Consider the following 18,099-nt stretch of genomic DNA (forward strand, 5'->3'; position numbering starts at 1 on the left):
TCATGTATTCCGAAAGTCAATTTTGAGCCGACCGGACGTTTCTAAACTGTCCGGTCGGCTCCAAGACCCTACCATATGACCCTTCACTGCTCCAAACTGCTGCCCCTGGCCGTGCTGCTCGCGGCTGCGCCTTCGCTGGCGTGGGCCCAGAAGACCGGCAAAACCGGCGGCAAGATTGAAGACGCCGAAATTGAGATTGTCAAGGAGCGCGTAAACCAGCTGCCCGAAGCCACCCGCAACTTCGAGAAAATCAAGATCGAAGCCCCTGCCAAGCAGGCCGGCCAGGTAACCTATACCTACCCGGATTTCAAGCTGCCCGCCGACCGGCTGAACCCCTCCATCCGGGTGCTGTCCATTCAGCAGGAAGAGCTGGCCCCGCAGAGCGGCAACTTCCTGAAGGGCGCCATCGGCAACTACGGCACGTTCTACGGCAAGGCCTACCTGCACAACACGCGCAGCGAAACGGCCTCCTACGGCCTCGACTTCAGTCACATTTCCTCGGCCAATGGCCCGGTAGACAAGAAAAACTCGGGCTCCAGCCAAACCAGCCTGGGTCTGAGTGGCGAAACTTACAACGGGCCTATGACGCTGGGCGCCAAGCTGGACCTGGGCCGGGAGCGGTACAACTTCTACGGCTACAACCGCGAAACCCGCCGCCTGCCGCCGCCCACCGACAGCCTCAAGCAGGTCTTCAGCCGGGCCGCTGTGAAGCTATTTGCCCGCAACCAGGCCGCCGACGCGCCCCTGCAGTATGATTTCGGCGTGGGCTTCAACTACTGGAAAGACAACTTCCAGGCCAGCGAAAGCAACTTCAACGCCTCCCTGCGCTCGGGCTACACGCTCGGCGAGAAAAGCCGCGTATCGGTACTTGGCGACCTGTCGCTGGTTTCCTACAAAGACTCGCTGAAGGTGAGCCGGCCGTTCGTACAGATCACGCCGGCCTACGAGCTGAGCCTGGACCGCCTGGCGTTGTCCATCGGCGCCACGGTGGGCTACACCGGCGACACCATCCGGCGGGCCCCGCAGTTCAACGTCTACCCGGCCGTGCGCCTGGGCTACACCGTGACGGAAGACAAGTTCGTGGTATTTGCCGGCCTGGGCGGCGGGCTGCAGCGCGTGACGATGTATGACCTGACCACCGAAAACCCCTGGCTGGCCCCCAACCAGCGCGTGGCCGACACCCACCGCGGCCCGACGGTGTACTTCGGCTTCAACTCGACGCCGGCCCGGGCCCTGTCGGTGAATGCCAAGGTGACGCTGAGCAACGACAGGAACCTGTACTTCTACAACAACAACCGCCGCGACTCCACCAAGTTCGACCTCGTCTACGATGGCAAGGCTACGCAGCTGATCAACGTGCACGGCGAGATTCTCTACAATGCCGCCGAGCAGGTGCGCGTTGGTTTCAAGGCGGATTATAACGGCTACAAAACCCGCACCCTGGCCGAAGCCTTCCACCGCCCGGCCTTCCAGTCGACCTTGTTCGGTAGCTACAATATGTACGATAAGCTGCTGCTGGGTGCCGAGTTATATACCTATAGCTCCAGCTACGGTTCGGGCTACGTGCGTCGCCTCGTCGACGGCCGGCAGCTGGGCCAGGTCGTGCGCCCCACCGACACGGTCATCGACCTGAACTTGCGGGCTGATTACCGTATTATGGAAAATCTGTCCATATTTGCTCTAGGCAATAACTTGCTGGGCCGTAAGTACGAGCGTTTCCTGAACTATCCGGTGAAAGGATTCAACGTACTGGCGGGCGTAACGTATGATTTTTGAACATAATTGAGTTGATGCCCGAGTCGCCGTTCAGCCAGTAGCCCAAGGCCTCCAGGTCGCCCGCAGTGCCGCGCAAGCGGGGCTGCTCACGGTCCGGAGGTCTTTTGCATGCTGGCCGGTTCCGCCCGGAGTCACGTCACCTAATCCTTGCCGCCAATGCAGCTCTCCGACCACATCCGCACCCTGCTGCGCGACCATGACTGCGTTATCATTCCCGATTTCGGGGGGCTTATTGCCGATTACGCCCCGGCCCAGGTGCATCCGGTGCGCCACACGCTGGCCCCGCCGGCCAAGCGCGTAGCCTTCAACCAGTCGCTCACCCGCAACGACGGACTGCTGGTTGACGCCCTGAGCCGCTCCCTGAACCTGACCACAACTCAGGCCCGCCTGCTCGTGCGCGAAGCCGTTGGGCGGCTGCAGGCCGAGCTCGAAGCCAACCAGCGCACCGAGCTGCCCGGTATCGGTATCTTCCGCCAGGCCGCCGGCCGCGGCCTCGATTTCGAATATACCGGCAGCCAGAACCTGCTCACGGCCAGCTACGGCCTGCCCGAGCTGGTCTCGCGCCCCATCCGGGCCACCGATGCCCTGTTGGCCCGCGACCGGCAGCAGGCCGCTCCACTTTTAGCCGTCAGTCGTTCCCGCCGCGCGATGAAAACTTTCCGAATTGCCGCTACCCTGGTTATTGCCGGTCTGATTCTGTCGGCCAACTACCAGTTTGCTTCCCGCCTGGGCTACCTGCCCGATGGCTGGAAAATCTCCTCCGCCCAGGAGCAGACCGCGGTGCAAACCACGCCCGCGGAAGAAGTAGCTTCGCCCGCCGAGGCGCGCCAGCAGGCCGCCCTGGCCAACGACGACTGGAATGAGGCCGCCCCGGTCAGCACGCCGGTAATTGAAGCCCCGGAAGCCGCTGTAGCCACGGTGGCGCCAGCCGCCAAGGTTACTACCAAAGCTGTAGCGCGCAAAGCAGCCGCTAAGCCCGTAGTGAAGGCTCCAGCTGCAACCAAGCCTGCTGCTGCCCCGTCCGTAGCCAAACCAGCAGTTGCTTCCGCGGCCGTAGCGGCCGGTGGCACGACAATTAAAAGCCGCACGGGCCGTTCCTACGTCATTGTGGGGGCTTATACCACGCTGGCCCACGCCGAGAAAGGCCGCAAGGCCCTGGTCAACCACGGCCACCGCAACGCCCGCATCGTGCTGCCGGCGCCCGGCAGCCGTAAGTTCCGGCTCTCGGCCATCGACTTCGCCAGCAAAGCCGAGGCGCAAAAACAACTGCCGGTGCTGCGCAAGCATTTAGGCTCTTCTCTCTGGGTTCTCAATTACTAGCATGACCTCTTTCCTGTTACAGGTTACCTCTGCCGCTACCACCGTCACCGATACCGCCGCCGTTGCCGCAAACCAGGCTGCCGATGCCGCCGCCGCCGCGGGAGACCTCTCCCTGATTGACCTGATTCTGAAAGGGGGCTGGATCATGGTTCCGCTCTTTCTGCTCTCGTTCGTTTCCATCTACATCATCATCGAGCGCTACCTGACCATCCGGCGCGCCGCCGTCAACCCGGATTCTTTTATGTCCGGTATCCGGGGGCTGATGGTAAAAGGGGATCTGCAGGGGGCCAAAATGCTCTGCGCTCAGAATCCCTCGCCGCTGGCTCGCATGGTGGAGAAAGGCATCCGCCGTATCGGTCTGCCGCTGAAGGACATTGAGAGCAGCGTGGAGAACGTCGGTAAAATTGAAATTGCCCGCCTCGAGAAGAACATCAGCATCCTGGGCATTATTGCCGGTATTGCTCCCATGCTCGGCTTTGTGGGCACCATCATTGGGGTAATCAAGATTTTCTACGCCATTTCCACCACCGGCGACTTCGGCATTGCCCAGATTTCGGGTGGCCTCTACACCAAGATGGTTACCTCGGCCGCCGGCCTCATCGTTGGTATTATTGCCCACGTAGGCTACCACTGGCTTAGCATCATGGTCGAGCGTCTGATTTTCCGCATGGAAAATTCCGCCATCGAGTTCATGGACATTCTTCAGGACAATTAATTCTTAATGTGGTTGAATGTGGGAAATGTGAGTAATGTGCTTTGGGGTGTGATTCAGTAAATGCCCATTCTCTTATTTCTCACATTTCCCACATTAACACATTCCCCACATTAGACAATATGGACCTCAGCCGGCGCCGTAAGCTCTCCTCGCACGTCGAGACCAGTTCGATGAACGACATCATGTTCTTTTTGATGCTGTTCTTCCTGATCGTGAGTACCATGGTCAACCCCAACGTCATAAAGCTCATGCTGCCCAATGCCCGCTCGGGCAAGGCCGTCATGAAGGAAACCATCAACATCTCGGTGGACGCCGCCGGGCAGTACTTCCTGGACCGGCAGCCCGTGACGGCCGCCTCCCTGGAAACGGCCTTGCAGCAGCGCATTGCTGGCCTGGAAGCACCCACCGTAGTGCTGCGCGTCGACTCGTCGCTGAACGTGCAGAAGCTGGTCGATATCCTCGAAATCGGTAACCGCCTCAAGGTAAAGATGGTGATGGCCACCCAGGCCCAGCAGTCGGGCGGCAAGGCCTAAGCTGGCGGGTACCGGGAACAAGCACTCCTTGCGTCTCGTTTAACAAATCAGAATTCATGTATTTGCTTACGGCGCGGCCTCTTTCGCGCCGTAACGCGTTTCTACCGAGTTGAAGCCATGGCAGTAGAATACCGCGAACAGCACCGCCGCGAGGCAATTATCGGCACGGTGGTCGTCCACGCGCTGCTGATAGCCCTGTTCGTCTTCACCGTCTTCAAAGGCCCCGACCCGCCGCTGCTGGGTCTGGGCGGCGACGGGGTGGAGCTGAACTACGGCATCGACGAAGCCGGCTCGGGCGACGTGCAGAGCAAGGCGCTGGCCAACGAGTCGCCGAACCGCGAGGACAGCCGCCCGCCGGCTTCCTCGCCCGACCCCGAGCCCCGCCCCGTGCAGCAGGCCGCCGAGCCCGTGCCCCAGCAGGCCTCCGAGGATAAAATCGTGACCAGTGAGGCCGAGGAAAGCCCCGTGAGCGTGCCGCCCGTGGAGAAGCCCGCGCCCAAGAAGGAGGAAGTAAAGGAAGTGCCGAAGCCCGTGGAAAAGCCTCGTACGCTCTACACGCCCAAAGGCAGTGCCAACGGCGGCGGTAACGGCGAAAATGGCACTAGCAACGCGGCCACCGGCAACAACAACGGCGACAAGCCCGGCTCGGTCGGCGACCAGGGCAACCCCAACGGCTCGCTCGACGCCAAGGCCTTGTACGGCCAGCCCGGCAGCGGCGGCAGCGGCAGCAGCCCCGGCTCGGGTGGATTGGAAATGGCTGGGTGGGCTTTCGTCTCGAAGCCCGAAGCTCCGGCCCTGGATAATACCTCGGGCTTTGTGCGCTTTAAAATCCGCATCAACGCTGATGGTGAAGTAGAATCCGTAACCAAGGTGTCGGGCAACGTGACGCCGGCCCAGGAGAAGGTCTGCCGCGACGCGCTGGAAAACGCCGACTTCCGCCGCACCAGCTCCGCGGCAGGCGGTGCCACCGGCTACTACACGTTTAAGATTACGGTACGCTAGCTGCCGGTTTTCGCAGCACCTTTGGGCCCGCCGGTCGGATTATTCCGGTCGGCGGGTTTCTTTTGCACCCTGATTGCCGTCAGCCTTGTTTACACTCCGCATCTTCTTCGCATGACTTACGCTGAAACCCTTGCCTACCTCTACGACCAGCTCCCGATGTTCCAACGGGTGGGAGCTGCCGGGTTCAAAGCTGGCCTGGGCAACACGTTGGCCCTGGCCGAGGCGATGGGAAATCCTGAGCGGCGGTTCAAGGCGATTCACGTGGCCGGCACCAACGGCAAGGGCAGCAGCTCCAACCTGCTGGCGGCCGTGCTGCAGGCCGCCGGCTACAACGTCGGGCTGTATACGTCGCCGCACCTGCGCGAATTCACCGAGCGCATCAAGCTCAACGGCCAGGACCTGGACCCGGCGTATCTGGTGCAGTGGGTAGCGCGGTGGCGGCCCCTGTTCGAGCAGATTCAGCCGTCGTTTTTCGAGATGTGCGTGGCCCTGGCCTATTCCTACTTTGCCGAGCAGCAGGTCGATATTGCCGTAGTGGAAGTAGGGCTGGGCGGGCGGCTCGATTCAACCAACATCATTACGCCCCTGGTGTCGCTGATTACCAACATCAGCTTCGACCACCAGAACCTGCTGGGCGACACGCTGCCCCTGATTGCGGCCGAAAAAGCGGGCATCATCAAAGCCGGCGTGCCCGCCATTATCAGCCAGACCCAGCCCGCGGTACAGGCCGTGTTCGAGCACAAAGCCCGGGAAGTCGGGGCGCCGCTGCAGTTTGCCGATACCGAGTACCAAGCCGAGCTGGCCCAGCCGCCGGCTCCCGACGCGGAAAGTCAGCTGCTGCGCATCACCCGCGCCGGCACTGCTGCCAATGACCCGCTGGAAGTCGGTCTGGTCGGCGACTACCAGCGCCTGAACCTGCCCGGGGTGCTGGCCGTGCTGGAAGAGCTGCGGCGGCAGGGCTGGACTATTCCCGAAGCTGCCGTGCGGGAAGGTCTGCGCGATGTGCGCCGTCTCACCGGCTTCCGGGGCCGCTGGAGTATTCTGGGCCGCCGGCCGCTGGTGATTTGCGACACGGGCCACAACGAGGCCGGTATCCGCTTTATCACGGCCCAGCTGGCGCGCTTGCCCTACCGGCAGCTGCACTTCGTGCTGGGCACCGTCAACGACAAGGACGTGACCAAGATGCTGTCGTTGTTGCCAACGGCGGCAACCTATTACTTTTGCCAGGCCAACATCCCGCGGGCCTTGCCGGCGCAAGAGCTGGCTGAGCGCGCCGCCGCTGTTGGTTTGCACGGCACCGTGTATGGCCCGGTGCCCGCGGCCGTAGCGGCAGCCCGCGCGGCGGCTTCCACCGACGACGTGGTATTTATTGGGGGCAGCACCTTTGTGGTGGCTGAAATTGACGAATTGTATTCCGCGTAACCAACCGACATGGGTCGAATTAAACTGAAGCGCTTCTCGGAAAATGCCGAGCGAACCGATATTGTAGAGCCCGGCAAAGCCACCTACCAGCAGCTGGTGGGCCGCTGGAAAGCGGATTTCTTCCGGAACGATAACCCCATTACCCTGGAAGTGGGCTGCGGCAAGGGCGACTATACCGTGGGCCTGGCCGCCCGCTACCCCGAGCGCAATTTTCTGGGCCTCGACATCAAAGGCGACCGGATCTGGATTGGCAGCACCAAGGCCGAGGCGCAGGGGCTCACCAACGTGGGCTTCGTACGCATGCGGGCCCTGGATCTGCTCGACCATTTCGGCCCCGGGGAGCTGAGCGAAATCTGGATTACCTTTCCCGATCCGCGCCCCCGGCTGGGCGACGCCAAGCGCCGCCTCACCGCCCCGCGGTTTCTGGACCGCTACCAGCAGATTCTGCAGACCGGCGGCCTGGTGCACCTCAAAACCGACGACGAACCCCTGTTCGACTACTCCCTCGAAACCGTGCAGCAGCGGCCCGGCGCCACGGTGCGGGCCCATACCAAGGACCTCTACGCCACGGCCGAGCTGCTGCCCCACGCCGAGGACATCCAGACCCACTACGAGAAGCGTTTCCGGGCCCAGGGCATTCCTATCAAGTACCTGCAGTTTCAGCTCAGCTAACCTTTTCCCCTGACCGTCCCGCTATGCAGCCGCTGCCTCCGCTTCACACCGTGCACCTGTTTTCGAAGCTGGACCAGCTGCTGCTCGACGTGCTGGCTGCCCTGCCCCCCGAGCAGTGGGAGCGGCCCACGCTGGCCCCGCGCTGGCGGGTGCGCGACGTGGCCCTGCACCTGCTGGATGGCAACCTGCGCAGCTTGTCTATGCTGCGCGACGGGTATTTCGGCGTGCAGCCGGCCGGCGCCTCATATTCGGAAATCGTGGCGTTCCTGGATCAGCTCAATGCCGAATGGGTGGGAGCGGGGCAGCGGCTGAGCCCGGCCGTTATCCGCTGGCTGCTGGCGGTGTCGGGCCCCGAGTACCACCGCTACCTGGCCGGCCTCGACCCGGCGGCGCCGGCTACCTTTGCCGTGGCCTGGGCCGGCGAAACCACGTCGGCCAACTGGTTTCACGTGGCCCGCGACTACACCGAGAAGTGGCACCACCAGCAGCAGATCCGGCAGGCCGTGGGCCAGGAAGCGCCCCTGCTGACCCGGGAGCTGTACCACCCATTTCTGGCCACCTGCCTGCGGGCCCTGCCGCACCACTACCGGGACGTGGCCGCGCCTCCCGGGCAGACCATTTCCTTTACCGTCACCGGAGATGCCGGCGACACGTGGTACCTGCAGCGGGCGGCCCAGGGCTGGCTCCTGGGCCAGCAGTATAGCGGGCCCGTGGCCGCTAGCCTTACGATAGAAGGCGCCGTGGCCTGGCGGCTGTTTACCAAAAGTCTGCCCCGACCCCAGGCAGATACCTGGATAACGTGCACCGGGGAGCCGCGGCTCTGGGAGCCGTTTTTCGGGTTGATTACCGTGATGGGCTAAGCCGGACGGGAGGCCTGCCGGCTACTCTTCTTCGAGCTGCTCGAAAATGGTTTCCAGCTCAGTGAAGTCGCGCAGGCCGGGCTTGATTTCCTGGCCGCCTTCCAGCACGATGCCCGTGGGCTGCACTTCCTCCACGAACTGCCGCACCGGCTGGGGCGCGGCGAAGCTGGTGCCCAGCCACAGCTTGTAGGTGCGCGCCTGCTGGGTGAGCTGGGCCCGCTGCATGGCTGAAAGTCCTTCGTCGGGAGCATGGGCCAGCACGAAGCCCGCTACGTGGGCCTGCTGGTCGCGGAAGCGCTTTTCCACGTCCTCGGCCAGCATGTCCGGAATCCACTTGATCAGCTTCAGGGCGGGCACCGTGAGCTGGGCCAGTTCCTCGGGCGTGCGGCGGCGGTGCATCAGCACGTAGTGCAGGCCGCAGGTAGTAGCCAGCGCATTTATTTCCGGAATCGAGAGCGAGTCAAACTCGCCAATGAGCTGCACGCCGGCTACCCAGCCGCTGAGCTCCTGCACCAGGGCCGGCTCCAGGTGGCCGGGCAGGGACGGGTCGAGGCGAAACGTGAGGTAATCGGCACCCATTCCCGCGCAATAGCGCGCGTCCGACAAGTTATTGATGCCGCGAACGAGCACGGAAGTAATAAGAGGCATGGAAAAAGCGAGGTAAGCAGAAGCGAACAGGAGAAAAGAAAGATGCCGCGGTAATATTCGGCATAAAAACTCATTGCGTAACTACCGGCGCCGCCGGGCGCACGCAAAACCACTCGGGCAGCGCGCCCGGAATGGTGGCTTGCCGGGCTATGTTTTCCGGCTTATTCCTTAGCAGAAAGCCATTTGCCCGGCCCGTACTGGTCGGCAACTGCGGACTTGCTACCTTTGCGGAATGGGCGCCGGAAACTTTCGGCCGCACTCTTGGCTTTCAACCAATATGAATACGAATACTTCCGAATCGAAAGGACGAGTGCTGGTCGCTATGAGCGGCGGCATCGACAGCTCCGTGGCGGCCGTGCTGCTGCACGAGCAGGGCTACGAAGTGGTGGGCATGACCATGAAGACGTGGGATTATGCCTCGGCCGGCGGCAGCAAGAAGGAAACCGGCTGCTGCTCGCTGGACTCCATCAACGACGCCCGCCAGATTGCCGTGGAGCTGGGCTTCCCGCATTATATCATCGACATCCGCGACGAGTTCGGCGACTTCGTTATCGACAACTTCACGGAGGAATACCTGGCCGGCCGCACGCCCAACCCGTGCGTGCTTTGCAACACCCACATCAAGTGGGATGCCCTGCTGCGCCGCGCCGACCAGCTCGGCTGCCAGTTTATTGCCACCGGTCACTACGCCAACATCCGCCACGAAAACGGCCGCTACATCATCAGCAAGGGCCTGGACGAGAACAAGGACCAGTCGTACGCGCTCTGGGGCGTGTCGCAGGAAAGTCTGGCCCGTACCATCTTCCCGCTGGGCGGCATGCGCAAAACCGAAATCTACGATGAGGCCCGCCGCCGCGGCTTCACCGAGCTGGTCAACAAGCCCGAGAGCTACGAAATCTGCTTTATCCCCGACAACGACTACCGGGGCTTTCTGCGCCGCCGCGTGGAAGGGCTGGAAGCACGCGTGGCCGGGGGCGAGTTCATCATGCGCGACGGCACGGTGCTGGGCCACCACGAGGGCTACCCGTTCTACACCATCGGGCAGCGCAAGGGCCTGGGTATTGCCCTGGGCTTCCCGGCCTACGTCACCGAAATCCGGCCCGAAACCAACCAGGTTGTGCTCGGCAACTTCGACGAGCTGGCCAGCACCACCACCTACGTGGGCAAGCTGAACATGGGCAAGTATGCTTCCCTGGAAGGTAGCGGCCTGGTGCCTGCCACGGTGAAAGTGCGCTATAACCACAACGGCTCCCCGGCGTTTCTGGAGCAGGTCGGCGACAAAATCCGGGTGTACTTCGAGGAAGCGGTGCACGCCATTACCCCCGGCCAGGCTGCCGTGTTCTACGACGGCACCGACGTGCTGGGCGGCGGCTGGATTGAGCGCCACACTATTGCCGAAGTTCCGGAACGCACCTTGTCAACCCCCGCTACTGTATGAGCACACTCCGTTGCGCCCCGCTGAAATGCCTGGCCTGGCTGGCCCCGGTGGCGGCTCTGGCTTTGGCTGGCTGCCAGAACGATACCGTGCCGGGCCCCGAGTCGGGCAAGGAATATTTCCCTCTGGAAATTGGCAGCTACCGGGTATACGCCGTAGCTGATACGCTGTGGAACGCCTTCCAGCGCACGCCCAGCAGCTATCAGTTCCGCGAAACAGTTACCGACCAGGTTAGTGATGCCACGGGCAAGCCGGCATACCGCGTGGTGCGGGCCCGGCGGACCTTGCCCACCGATACGTGGCGCGACGACAGCGTAATGGTTGTTTCGGTTGCCAGCCGGTCGCTGGTGCTGACCAAGAACAACCGGCGCACCGTGGAGCTGGTATTTCCAGTGCAGCAGGACCGGACTTGGGATATGTATGCCTTTATGCTCGGCGATACGACCGAAGCGCTTGATACTGGAGACCGACGCTACGATAACCGGCGCTACCAGAATATAGGGGAGCCTTTTCAGATTATGGCCGGTGGCAAAACCTACCGCTACGACCAGACGCTGACTACGGCCCTGATTGTGGGCAATCCCAACAAGTACGGTTTCGACGACGAGGTGAACCGCTCGACCTACCAGCAGGTGTATGCCAAGGGCGTAGGGCCGGTATACCGCGTGCGGCGGCGCTTCGACTACTGCGACCCCCAGACCGGTACCTGCGGCAAGTCCAACACCCGTATCTACAAGGGCCAGGCCCGGCACGAGATATTGATTGAGCAAGGCAAGCTGTAAGCCGGGAAAAAGGCGTTTTCAGCCGATGAAATGCAACGTAATTCGGGCGGCAGGTGTACTTCACCTGCCGCCTTTTGTTTGCCCGTTGCGGGCGCCAGCTGGAGGGGCGTGGGACTCCGGTGTCGGCAAGGCCGGAAAGCCCGTATTTACGTATCTTCCCGCAGGTTAACTTTCCACCGAATCCCCGCTTCTCGAATGCGCTTTTCTACTCTGCTGCTGCTCTCGGGCCTGGGCCTGGGCTCCTTATCTGGTCAGGCCGCGCCTACTGAGCCCGATGCTCCCGGCGCGCCGGTACGCGCCTCGTCTACCGTGCGCAAGCACCTGGTGTACTTCCGCGACAAAGCCAACTCGCCCTACAGCCCCGCCCAGCCCCAGGCGTTTCTCTCGGCCCGCTCCATTCAGCGGCGCACCCGGCAGAACATCAGCGTGCAGCCCCGCGACCTGCCGGTGAACCCCAGCTACGTGACGCAGCTCAAGGCCGTGCCCAAAGCCCAGCTCTGGTACACCTCGCGCTGGTTTAATGCCGCCGTGGTGGCCTGCGACTCCACCACGCTGGCCAGTATTCAGGGCCTGCCCTTCGTGCGCAGCGTCGTGACGCTGAACCGGGCCCAGGCCGGGGCCCGCAAGCAGAACCCGCAGCCCACCGTGGAGCCCCAGCAACGGGCCGGCGCCCCCGCCGACTACGGCTCGGCCTACGAGCAGGCCAACATGCTGGGGGCCGTGACCATGCACAGCGCCAACTTCCGCGGGGAAGGCATGCAGATTGCCGTTTTCGATGCCGGCTTCCCGGGCGTCAACCAGATTCCGGCCTTCCAGCCCTTGTTTGACGAGGGCCGGCTGGCTTCCACGTTCAACTTCGTGGATAAAGCCCCGGACGTGTACCTGCGCAACGACCACGGCACCAACTGCCTGTCTACTATGGCCGCCAACCAGGCCAGCTTCTTTATCGGTACGGCGCCCAAGGCCACGTATCACCTCTGCATCACCGAGGATATCAACTCCGAGCACCCGGTGGAGGAAATGAACTGGCTGATTGCGGCCGAGTACGCCGATTCGGTGGGCGTGGATATCATCAGCTCGTCGTTGGGCTACAATACCTTCGATTATCCCTCCATCGACTACGCCTACTCGGATTTAAACGGCCGCACGGCTATTTCCACGCGGGCCGCCGCCACGGCAGCCCGCGTGGGTATCCTGGTGGTGAACAGCGCCGGCAACGAGGGCGCCAGCGGCTGGCGCTACATTACGGCCCCGGCCGATGCCGACTCCATCCTGACCGTGGGCGCCGTGGATGCGTCGCGGCAGCTGGCTGGCTTCAGCTCGGTAGGGCCCACGGCCGACGGGCGCATCAAGCCCAACGTGGTGGCCATGGGCGTGCAGTCCGCTATTCTCACACCCTCGGGCGCAGCCACCCGCGGCAACGGTACCTCATTCTCGTGCCCTATTACGGCCGGGATGGCCGCCGGCTTCTGGCAGGCCAACCGCAACCTGACCGCTCAGCAGGTCATCAGCTTTCTGCAGCGCTCCGGCTCCCAGGGCAGTGCCCCGAACGCGCTGCAGGGCTACGGTATTCCCAACTTCGTGCAGGCCTACGCCCTGGCCAACCCCGGCACGCCGCTGGCCACGGACCCGGCCAAGGCGGCCCGGCCCGAGTTGGTGGTGTATCCCAACCCCAGCCGTACCGATGAGCTGTACGTGCAGCTGACGCCCGACTTGCAGGGCCGCCCCCTGAGCGTGCGCATCTATGACACCCGGGGCGCCCTGGTGGCCACCCAGCAGCTGGCCGCTACCACGGCCGCGCAGGTGCAGCTCAAGCCCGGCGCCCTGGGCAAGGGCGTGTATACCTGCACCATTGGCGCGGGAACCAGCCAGCGCACCGTGCGTTTCGAGAAGCTGTGATTCTTGTTGCTAATTAAATTAGTTGAATTTACTGTTTGAACGGCCTGCTGTGGGAATGGCAGGCCGTTTTTGTTTGTGACGTTCTTTATTAATCGGTGGTTTTGGTTGAATAAGGCCAAAAATATTAGTAACTTTCTGTCTGAAAATATCTCCCTTAACAACTCCCTACTTATGTTGCAATTAATGGTCACGAAGCGCATCGGGCGCCGCCAGTTTCACTTCACGGTGCAGGGCACGAACTTTCACGAAGTCGTGGCGGAATACGACCGGCTCAGTTTCCCCGACGTGCTGGCCTGCGGCCTGTGCGCCTCCGACAACCTGGACCTGACCTCGCGCGTGGCCCAGGACAAGTTCAAGTATACTTCCGTCAAATGCCTCGACTGCCGGGGTGATGTAACCTTCGGCAAAACCCAGAAGGACGACCAGACCGTGTTTCTGCGCAAGCGTGAAGACGGCGGGCTGGACTGGCAGGCCTGGAAAAAAACGGATAAATAACCCCTGTGTTCCCACGGGCAGGGCTGGCTCTCCCCAGACGGCCCGCTTCCTTACAGACCGCAGCCCGGCAGAACTTCTGCCGGGCTGCGGTCTGCTTTTTTTGCCCCTGGCATAGCAGGACTGGGGTTGGTATCACCGAAAGTGCATATTTCCCTGCCCGGTGGTATACCAAAACCTGCTCCTCAAAGCGTTACCTTCGCACTATGAATTCGACCCGTCGTATCGCCCCGTTGCTGGCTCCCTCGCTGCTGGCCGCCGATTTTGCCAACCTTCAATCTGAAACCGAGCGCCTGGCCGCCAGCGCCGCCGACTGGCTGCACTGCGACGTGATGGACGGGCGCTTCGTGCCCAATATTTCCTTCGGCATTCCGGTGCTGCAGGCTATTCACCGCCACGCCCAGCAGCCTCTGGACGTACACCTAATGATCGAAGAGCCCCAGCACTACCTGGCGGCCTTCCGCGACGCGGGCGCGGCCAACATTACGGTGCACTACGAGGCCTGCCCGCACCTGCACCGCGTGGTGCAGCAGATCAAGGCCCTGGGCTGCCGCGCCGGCGTGGCCCTGAATCCGCATACGCCCGTGAGTGTGCTCGAAGATATCATTGCCGATCTGGATCTGGTGTGCATTATGTCGGTAAACCCCGGCTTTGGCGGGCAGTCGTTTATTCCCAACACCCTGCGCAAAGTAGCGGCCCTGAAGGAGCTGATCGTGGATTATAACTCCGAGGCCCTGATTGAGATTGACGGCGGCGTGAGTTTGCAGAATGCCGCCGCGCTGGTCGAAGCCGGCGCCGACGTGCTGGTGGCCGGCAGCTTCGTGTTCAACTCGCCCGACCCGGTGGCCACGCTGGCCGAGATGCGCCAGCAGCTCAATGCCCAGGTAGAGTCCGAAGCGCAGCAGTCCCGCTAATGCAGCACTCGTACGTTTTCCAGACCACCCTGCGGGCCAGCCTGCTGAGTGCAGTCCTGCTGGTGGCCCAACTGCCCGGCGCGCAGGCCCAACAAACCGCTCGCGTGCTCATTACCGGCACTATTACCGACGCCAGCGGCACGCCGCTGGAGCAGGTCAGCATTGGGGTGGAAGGGCAGCCGGGCGGCACTAATACCGACGACAAAGGCCGTTTCGCTTTGAGCGTGGTGCGCCCCCTCAGCGGTAAGGCGCCCACGCTGATAGCGCGCCGTCTGGGCTACCAGCCCCAGCGCATCGTGCTGAACCTCTCGGAAACCCGGGAGCTGACCATCACCCTGGCCCTGGACCCGCGGGCCCTGAAAAACGTGACCGTGCGGGCCCGCAACGATGAGGCCGACACCCGCGAGCAGGTCAGCGTGATTCGCATCGACCCGCGCTCGGTGAAAGAGCTGCCCTCGGCTTTCGGCGACTTCAACAAGATTCTGACCACGCTGCCCGGCGTGGTGGCCAACAACGAGCTGACCAGCACTTACACTGTGCGGGGCGGCAACTACGACGAAAACCTGGTCTACGTCAACGGTATCGAGGTGTACCGGCCGTTTCTGGTGACCTCGGCCCAGCAGGAGGGCCTCAGCTTCGTGAACCCCGACTTGGTGGACCGCATCCAGTTTTCCTCCGGCGGCTGGCAGCCCAAGTACGGCGACCGGCTTTCCTCGGTGCTGAGCATTGAGTACAAGAAGCCCCAGAAATTTGGCGGTTCGGCCACGGCCAGCCTGGTGGGCGGTACTATGCACGTGGAGGCTACTTCGCCCAACAAGCGCATCAGCTACCTGGCCGGTATTCGCTACAAGAATGCCACCTACGTGCTGCGCTCCTTAAAACAGCAGCAGGGCGGCTACAACCCGACCTTCTACGACGGGCAGGCTTACATTAGTGCCGCGCTGGGCCCCAAGGACAACCCCGAGCGGACCAGCCTGGGTTTGCTGACGACGTTTGCCCACAATGACTTTCGCTTCAACCCCGAGTCGGGCCAGGCCACATTCAGCACGTCGACCAACCAATTTACCCGCCTTTTTATTGCCTACGACGGGCGGGAGCGGATGCAGTACGATACCTACCAGGGCGGGCTGAACCTGCGCCACAACTTTACCAGCAACCTGCAGGGCGAGCTGTTGGCCGGCGCCTTTATTTCCCGCGAGTTTGAGTACCGCGACATTGAGGCCGCCTACAGCTTTGCCGAAATCAACCGCGACCCGAACTCCGACGACTTCAACCAGCCCGTGCGGCAGCGCGACGTGGGCTCGCGCTTCGACCACTCGCGCAACAACCTGCTGGCCCGCGTGGCCACGCTGGAAGCCCGGGCCCGCTGGACGCCCGGCAGCCGGCACACCGTGCGCTGGGGCGTGAAGGCCGGGCGGGAAAAAATCGAAGACCAGCTCAACGAGTACAGCTTCGTGGATTCGGCCGACTTCGTGCCCGACTACCGCCGCACCCGGCTGGTGTCGGATCTGAGTTTGGCCAGCACCCGCTACCAGGGCTACGCCCAGCACACCATCGAGCTGGACTCGCTCAAGACGCTAACCTACGGGGTGCGGGCCAACTATTGGTCGGTGAACGGGCAGTTGACGGTGAGCCCGCGGGTGCAGTACTCATTTATTACGCGGCGCAACCCCAATCTGTCGTTCAAGTTTGCCACGGGCCTCTACTACCAGCCGCCGTTTTACCGCGAGCTGCGCGACCAGAGCCGCGGCACCCAGGCCACGCCCCAGTCGGTGGTGGTGCAGTCGGCGGCCCTGAATCCGGAGCTGCGGGCCCAGCGTTCCGTCCACTTTATTGCCGGCAACGAGCTGCGCTTCCGCCAGTGGAACCGCCCGTTCGTGTTTACCAGTGAAGTGTACTACAAGTACCTGACCGACGTCATTCCCTACGACATCGACAACGTGCGCCTGCGCTACTTCGCCAAGAACAACGCCAAGGCCTACGCCGCCGGTCTCGATACGCGCGTGAGCGGCGAGTTCGTGAAAGGCGTCGAGTCCTGGTTTAGCCTGGGCGTGCTGACCACCCGCGAAAACATCGTAGGCGACTCCATCACGCTCTACAATGCCACCGGCGACACCATCGGCAAGGCCGCCCAGGGCTTTATCCGCCGTCCTTCCGACCAGCGCCTGAACTTCGGCATCTTTTTCCAGGACCAATTGCCGGGCAATCCTTCGGTGAAGGGATACGTGAACCTGGTCTTCGGTACCGGTCTGCCGTTTAGCCCGCCTAACCTGCCCGAGGAGCGGGGCACCACCAAGCTCACGCGGTCCTATAAGCGCGTGGACCTAGGTTTTTCCAAGGTCATTTCGCTCAACAACGCCACGGAAACCCGCAAGCCCGGTCACCTGGAAAGCCTGTGGCTGGGCCTGGAAATCCTGAACGTGCTGGGGGCCAATAACGTGGCCGGCTACAGCTACGTGCAGGACATTAACGGCCGCACTTACGCCGTGCCCAACTACCTTTCCCAGCGCGTTATCAACCTGCGCGTCATTGCCCGGTTTTAGCCGTAGCAGCTCAGTATTTCGATTAGTAGGTCGCAACAAAAGGCCCGCAAGCAGTGCTTGCGGGCCTTTTGTTTGCACAACGCCTAGATTTTAAGCTCTCATCAATACGCCTTGCTCTGCCACTCCGTGAGCGTGATGCGCATGTTGGGCTGCGAGGTCTTAAAGTTGGGGTCGTCCCGCTCACCCAGCTTCAGGGCGCGCCGGCCGTAGACGATGGCCGTGCCGTAGTCCTGCTTGGAGGCCAGCAGCCGGGCCTTGATCCAAGTGTTGGTGTAAGCTTCCTTCAGCCGCAGCGACTCGTTGATGTACTGCAGAGCCAGCTCGGCCTGAATGTTATTCTGCACCAGATAATCGGCGGCCTGAGCCAGCAGCTGCCAGTTTTCGGGGTGGGCGGCCAGCACTTTCTGAATGCCGGCCAGGGCCTTGGCGTGCACATCGGCTTCGATAAGCACGCTCACAGTGCGCTTTTCCCAGGACAGGTTCAAACGGCCGCTGCTGGGCTTCACCTCCGAAAACCAATACACCAGATTCTCGTGCATGGGGCCCGTTTCAGGGACTACCGGCAGGCGCACCTGGTCGGCTTTGGCATCGTAGTTCTCGGCGCCCCAGTGGTTGATTACCCGGTTGAGAATCAACTCCCAGTCCTGGTCTGATTTCGGCAGAATATAAAAGGAGTACTTCCCGGCCGGTATGGCCTGCCCGTTGAGGGAAACCGGGTCGGAAAAAGACACTATCGTGTTTTCATTGGCCCCCGCGCGCCACACCTGCCCGTAGGGCACCAGCTGGCCCCACACGGCGCGGCCCCGCACCGCCGGGGTATGGTAGTCGACGGTAACATCAGTCAGGCCGATGGTTTGCAGCACGACGGCGTGGGGGCTGGCCTGGGGCAGGGGAAGCTCCGGCGGCCGGGGCGTGGCCATGGGGGCGGGGCCCGTCAGCACGGAATCGGCCATTTGGGCCTGGGCCGAGGAGAGGGTTCCGGCGGCCAGCAGGGCCAGCAGCAGGCGTAAGCGACAGGTAGCGGATGCGAAAGAACGAGGCAGAATCATAAGCAGCAATAGGCAGAGGGCGGCGGGAGCAAAACCA

The 18,099-nt window shown here is 62.5% G+C and carries 16 protein-coding genes; 14 read left to right on the plus strand and 2 right to left on the minus strand.

All coding sequences use genetic code 11. The features are described 5' to 3' along the window. Nucleotides 1-75: 75 nt before the first annotated feature. The 8 genes from LGH70_RS05270 to LGH70_RS05305 all read left to right on the plus strand — a co-directional run bounded on the left by LGH70_RS05270 (nucleotide 76) and on the right by LGH70_RS05305 (nucleotide 8,300). Nucleotides 76-1,776: a porin family protein gene (locus LGH70_RS05270; protein WP_226183389.1), complete on the plus strand. Its 1,701-nt coding sequence runs from the start codon at nucleotides 76-78 to the stop codon at nucleotides 1,774-1,776. A 156-nt stretch (nucleotides 1,777-1,932) separates the two neighbouring features. Then, complete coding sequence (locus LGH70_RS05275; protein ID WP_226183391.1) at nucleotides 1,933-3,096, plus strand: HU domain-containing protein; 1,164 nt, start codon at nucleotides 1,933-1,935, stop codon at nucleotides 3,094-3,096. Between the two features lies 1 nt (nucleotide 3,097). After that, nucleotides 3,098-3,811: a MotA/TolQ/ExbB proton channel family protein gene (locus LGH70_RS05280; RefSeq protein ID WP_226183393.1), complete on the plus strand. Its 714-nt coding sequence runs from the start codon at nucleotides 3,098-3,100 to the stop codon at nucleotides 3,809-3,811. A gap of 119 nt (nucleotides 3,812-3,930) precedes the next feature. Further along, nucleotides 3,931-4,344 (plus strand): ExbD/TolR family protein, encoded by a 414-nt coding sequence (locus LGH70_RS05285; RefSeq protein WP_226183395.1) that lies wholly within the window; start codon nucleotides 3,931-3,933, stop codon nucleotides 4,342-4,344. Between the two features lie 117 nt (nucleotides 4,345-4,461). Next, nucleotides 4,462-5,346, plus strand: a complete 885-nt coding sequence (locus tag LGH70_RS05290) for a hypothetical protein (protein WP_226183396.1) — start codon at nucleotides 4,462-4,464, stop codon at nucleotides 5,344-5,346. A 111-nt stretch (nucleotides 5,347-5,457) separates the two neighbouring features. Beyond that, nucleotides 5,458-6,768: a bifunctional folylpolyglutamate synthase/dihydrofolate synthase gene (locus LGH70_RS05295; protein WP_226183397.1), complete on the plus strand. Its 1,311-nt coding sequence runs from the start codon at nucleotides 5,458-5,460 to the stop codon at nucleotides 6,766-6,768. A gap of 9 nt (nucleotides 6,769-6,777) precedes the next feature. Continuing rightward, nucleotides 6,778-7,440 (plus strand): tRNA (guanosine(46)-N7)-methyltransferase TrmB, encoded by a 663-nt coding sequence (gene trmB, locus LGH70_RS05300; RefSeq protein WP_226183398.1) that lies wholly within the window; start codon nucleotides 6,778-6,780, stop codon nucleotides 7,438-7,440. 23 nt (nucleotides 7,441-7,463) lie between these two features. Further along, nucleotides 7,464-8,300, plus strand: coding sequence for a maleylpyruvate isomerase family mycothiol-dependent enzyme (locus LGH70_RS05305; protein ID WP_226183399.1), 837 nt, complete (start codon nucleotides 7,464-7,466; stop codon nucleotides 8,298-8,300). Between the two features lie 21 nt (nucleotides 8,301-8,321). On the opposite strand, the gene LGH70_RS05310 is transcribed toward LGH70_RS05305, so the two are convergent. After that, nucleotides 8,322-8,948, minus strand: coding sequence for a beta/alpha barrel domain-containing protein (locus tag LGH70_RS05310; RefSeq protein ID WP_226183400.1), 627 nt, complete (start codon nucleotides 8,946-8,948; stop codon nucleotides 8,322-8,324). A 277-nt stretch (nucleotides 8,949-9,225) separates the two neighbouring features. Here LGH70_RS05310 and mnmA point away from each other — a divergent pair, with 277 nt between their 5' ends. The 6 genes from mnmA to LGH70_RS05340 all read left to right on the plus strand — a co-directional run bounded on the left by mnmA (nucleotide 9,226) and on the right by LGH70_RS05340 (nucleotide 17,013). After that, complete coding sequence (gene mnmA, locus LGH70_RS05315; protein WP_226183401.1) at nucleotides 9,226-10,386, plus strand: tRNA 2-thiouridine(34) synthase MnmA; 1,161 nt, start codon at nucleotides 9,226-9,228, stop codon at nucleotides 10,384-10,386. Continuing rightward, nucleotides 10,383-11,165 (plus strand): hypothetical protein, encoded by a 783-nt coding sequence (locus LGH70_RS05320; protein ID WP_226183402.1) that lies wholly within the window; start codon nucleotides 10,383-10,385, stop codon nucleotides 11,163-11,165. Before mnmA ends, LGH70_RS05320 begins: the two co-directional genes overlap by 4 nt. Nucleotides 11,166-11,360: 195 nt before the next feature. Further along, nucleotides 11,361-13,064, plus strand: coding sequence for a S8 family serine peptidase (locus LGH70_RS05325; RefSeq protein WP_226183404.1), 1,704 nt, complete (start codon nucleotides 11,361-11,363; stop codon nucleotides 13,062-13,064). Between the two features lie 171 nt (nucleotides 13,065-13,235). Further along, complete coding sequence (locus LGH70_RS05330) at nucleotides 13,236-13,559, plus strand: hypothetical protein (protein WP_226183406.1); 324 nt, start codon at nucleotides 13,236-13,238, stop codon at nucleotides 13,557-13,559. 203 nt (nucleotides 13,560-13,762) lie between these two features. Next, entirely contained in the window at nucleotides 13,763-14,470 is a 708-nt protein-coding gene (gene rpe / locus LGH70_RS05335) for a ribulose-phosphate 3-epimerase (protein WP_226183408.1), read from the plus strand. Then, nucleotides 14,470-17,013 (plus strand): TonB-dependent receptor, encoded by a 2,544-nt coding sequence (locus LGH70_RS05340; RefSeq protein WP_226183410.1) that lies wholly within the window; start codon nucleotides 14,470-14,472, stop codon nucleotides 17,011-17,013. The genes rpe and LGH70_RS05340 overlap by 1 nt, the downstream gene beginning before the upstream one ends. A 101-nt stretch (nucleotides 17,014-17,114) precedes the next feature. On the opposite strand, the gene LGH70_RS05345 is transcribed toward LGH70_RS05340, so the two are convergent. Further along, nucleotides 17,115-18,062, minus strand: coding sequence for a DUF2911 domain-containing protein (locus LGH70_RS05345; protein ID WP_226183412.1), 948 nt, complete (start codon nucleotides 18,060-18,062; stop codon nucleotides 17,115-17,117). Nucleotides 18,063-18,099: the final 37 nt, after the last annotated feature.

This window comes from Hymenobacter nitidus (assembly GCF_020447315.1).
Classification (GTDB): domain Bacteria; phylum Bacteroidota; class Bacteroidia; order Cytophagales; family Hymenobacteraceae; genus Hymenobacter; species Hymenobacter nitidus.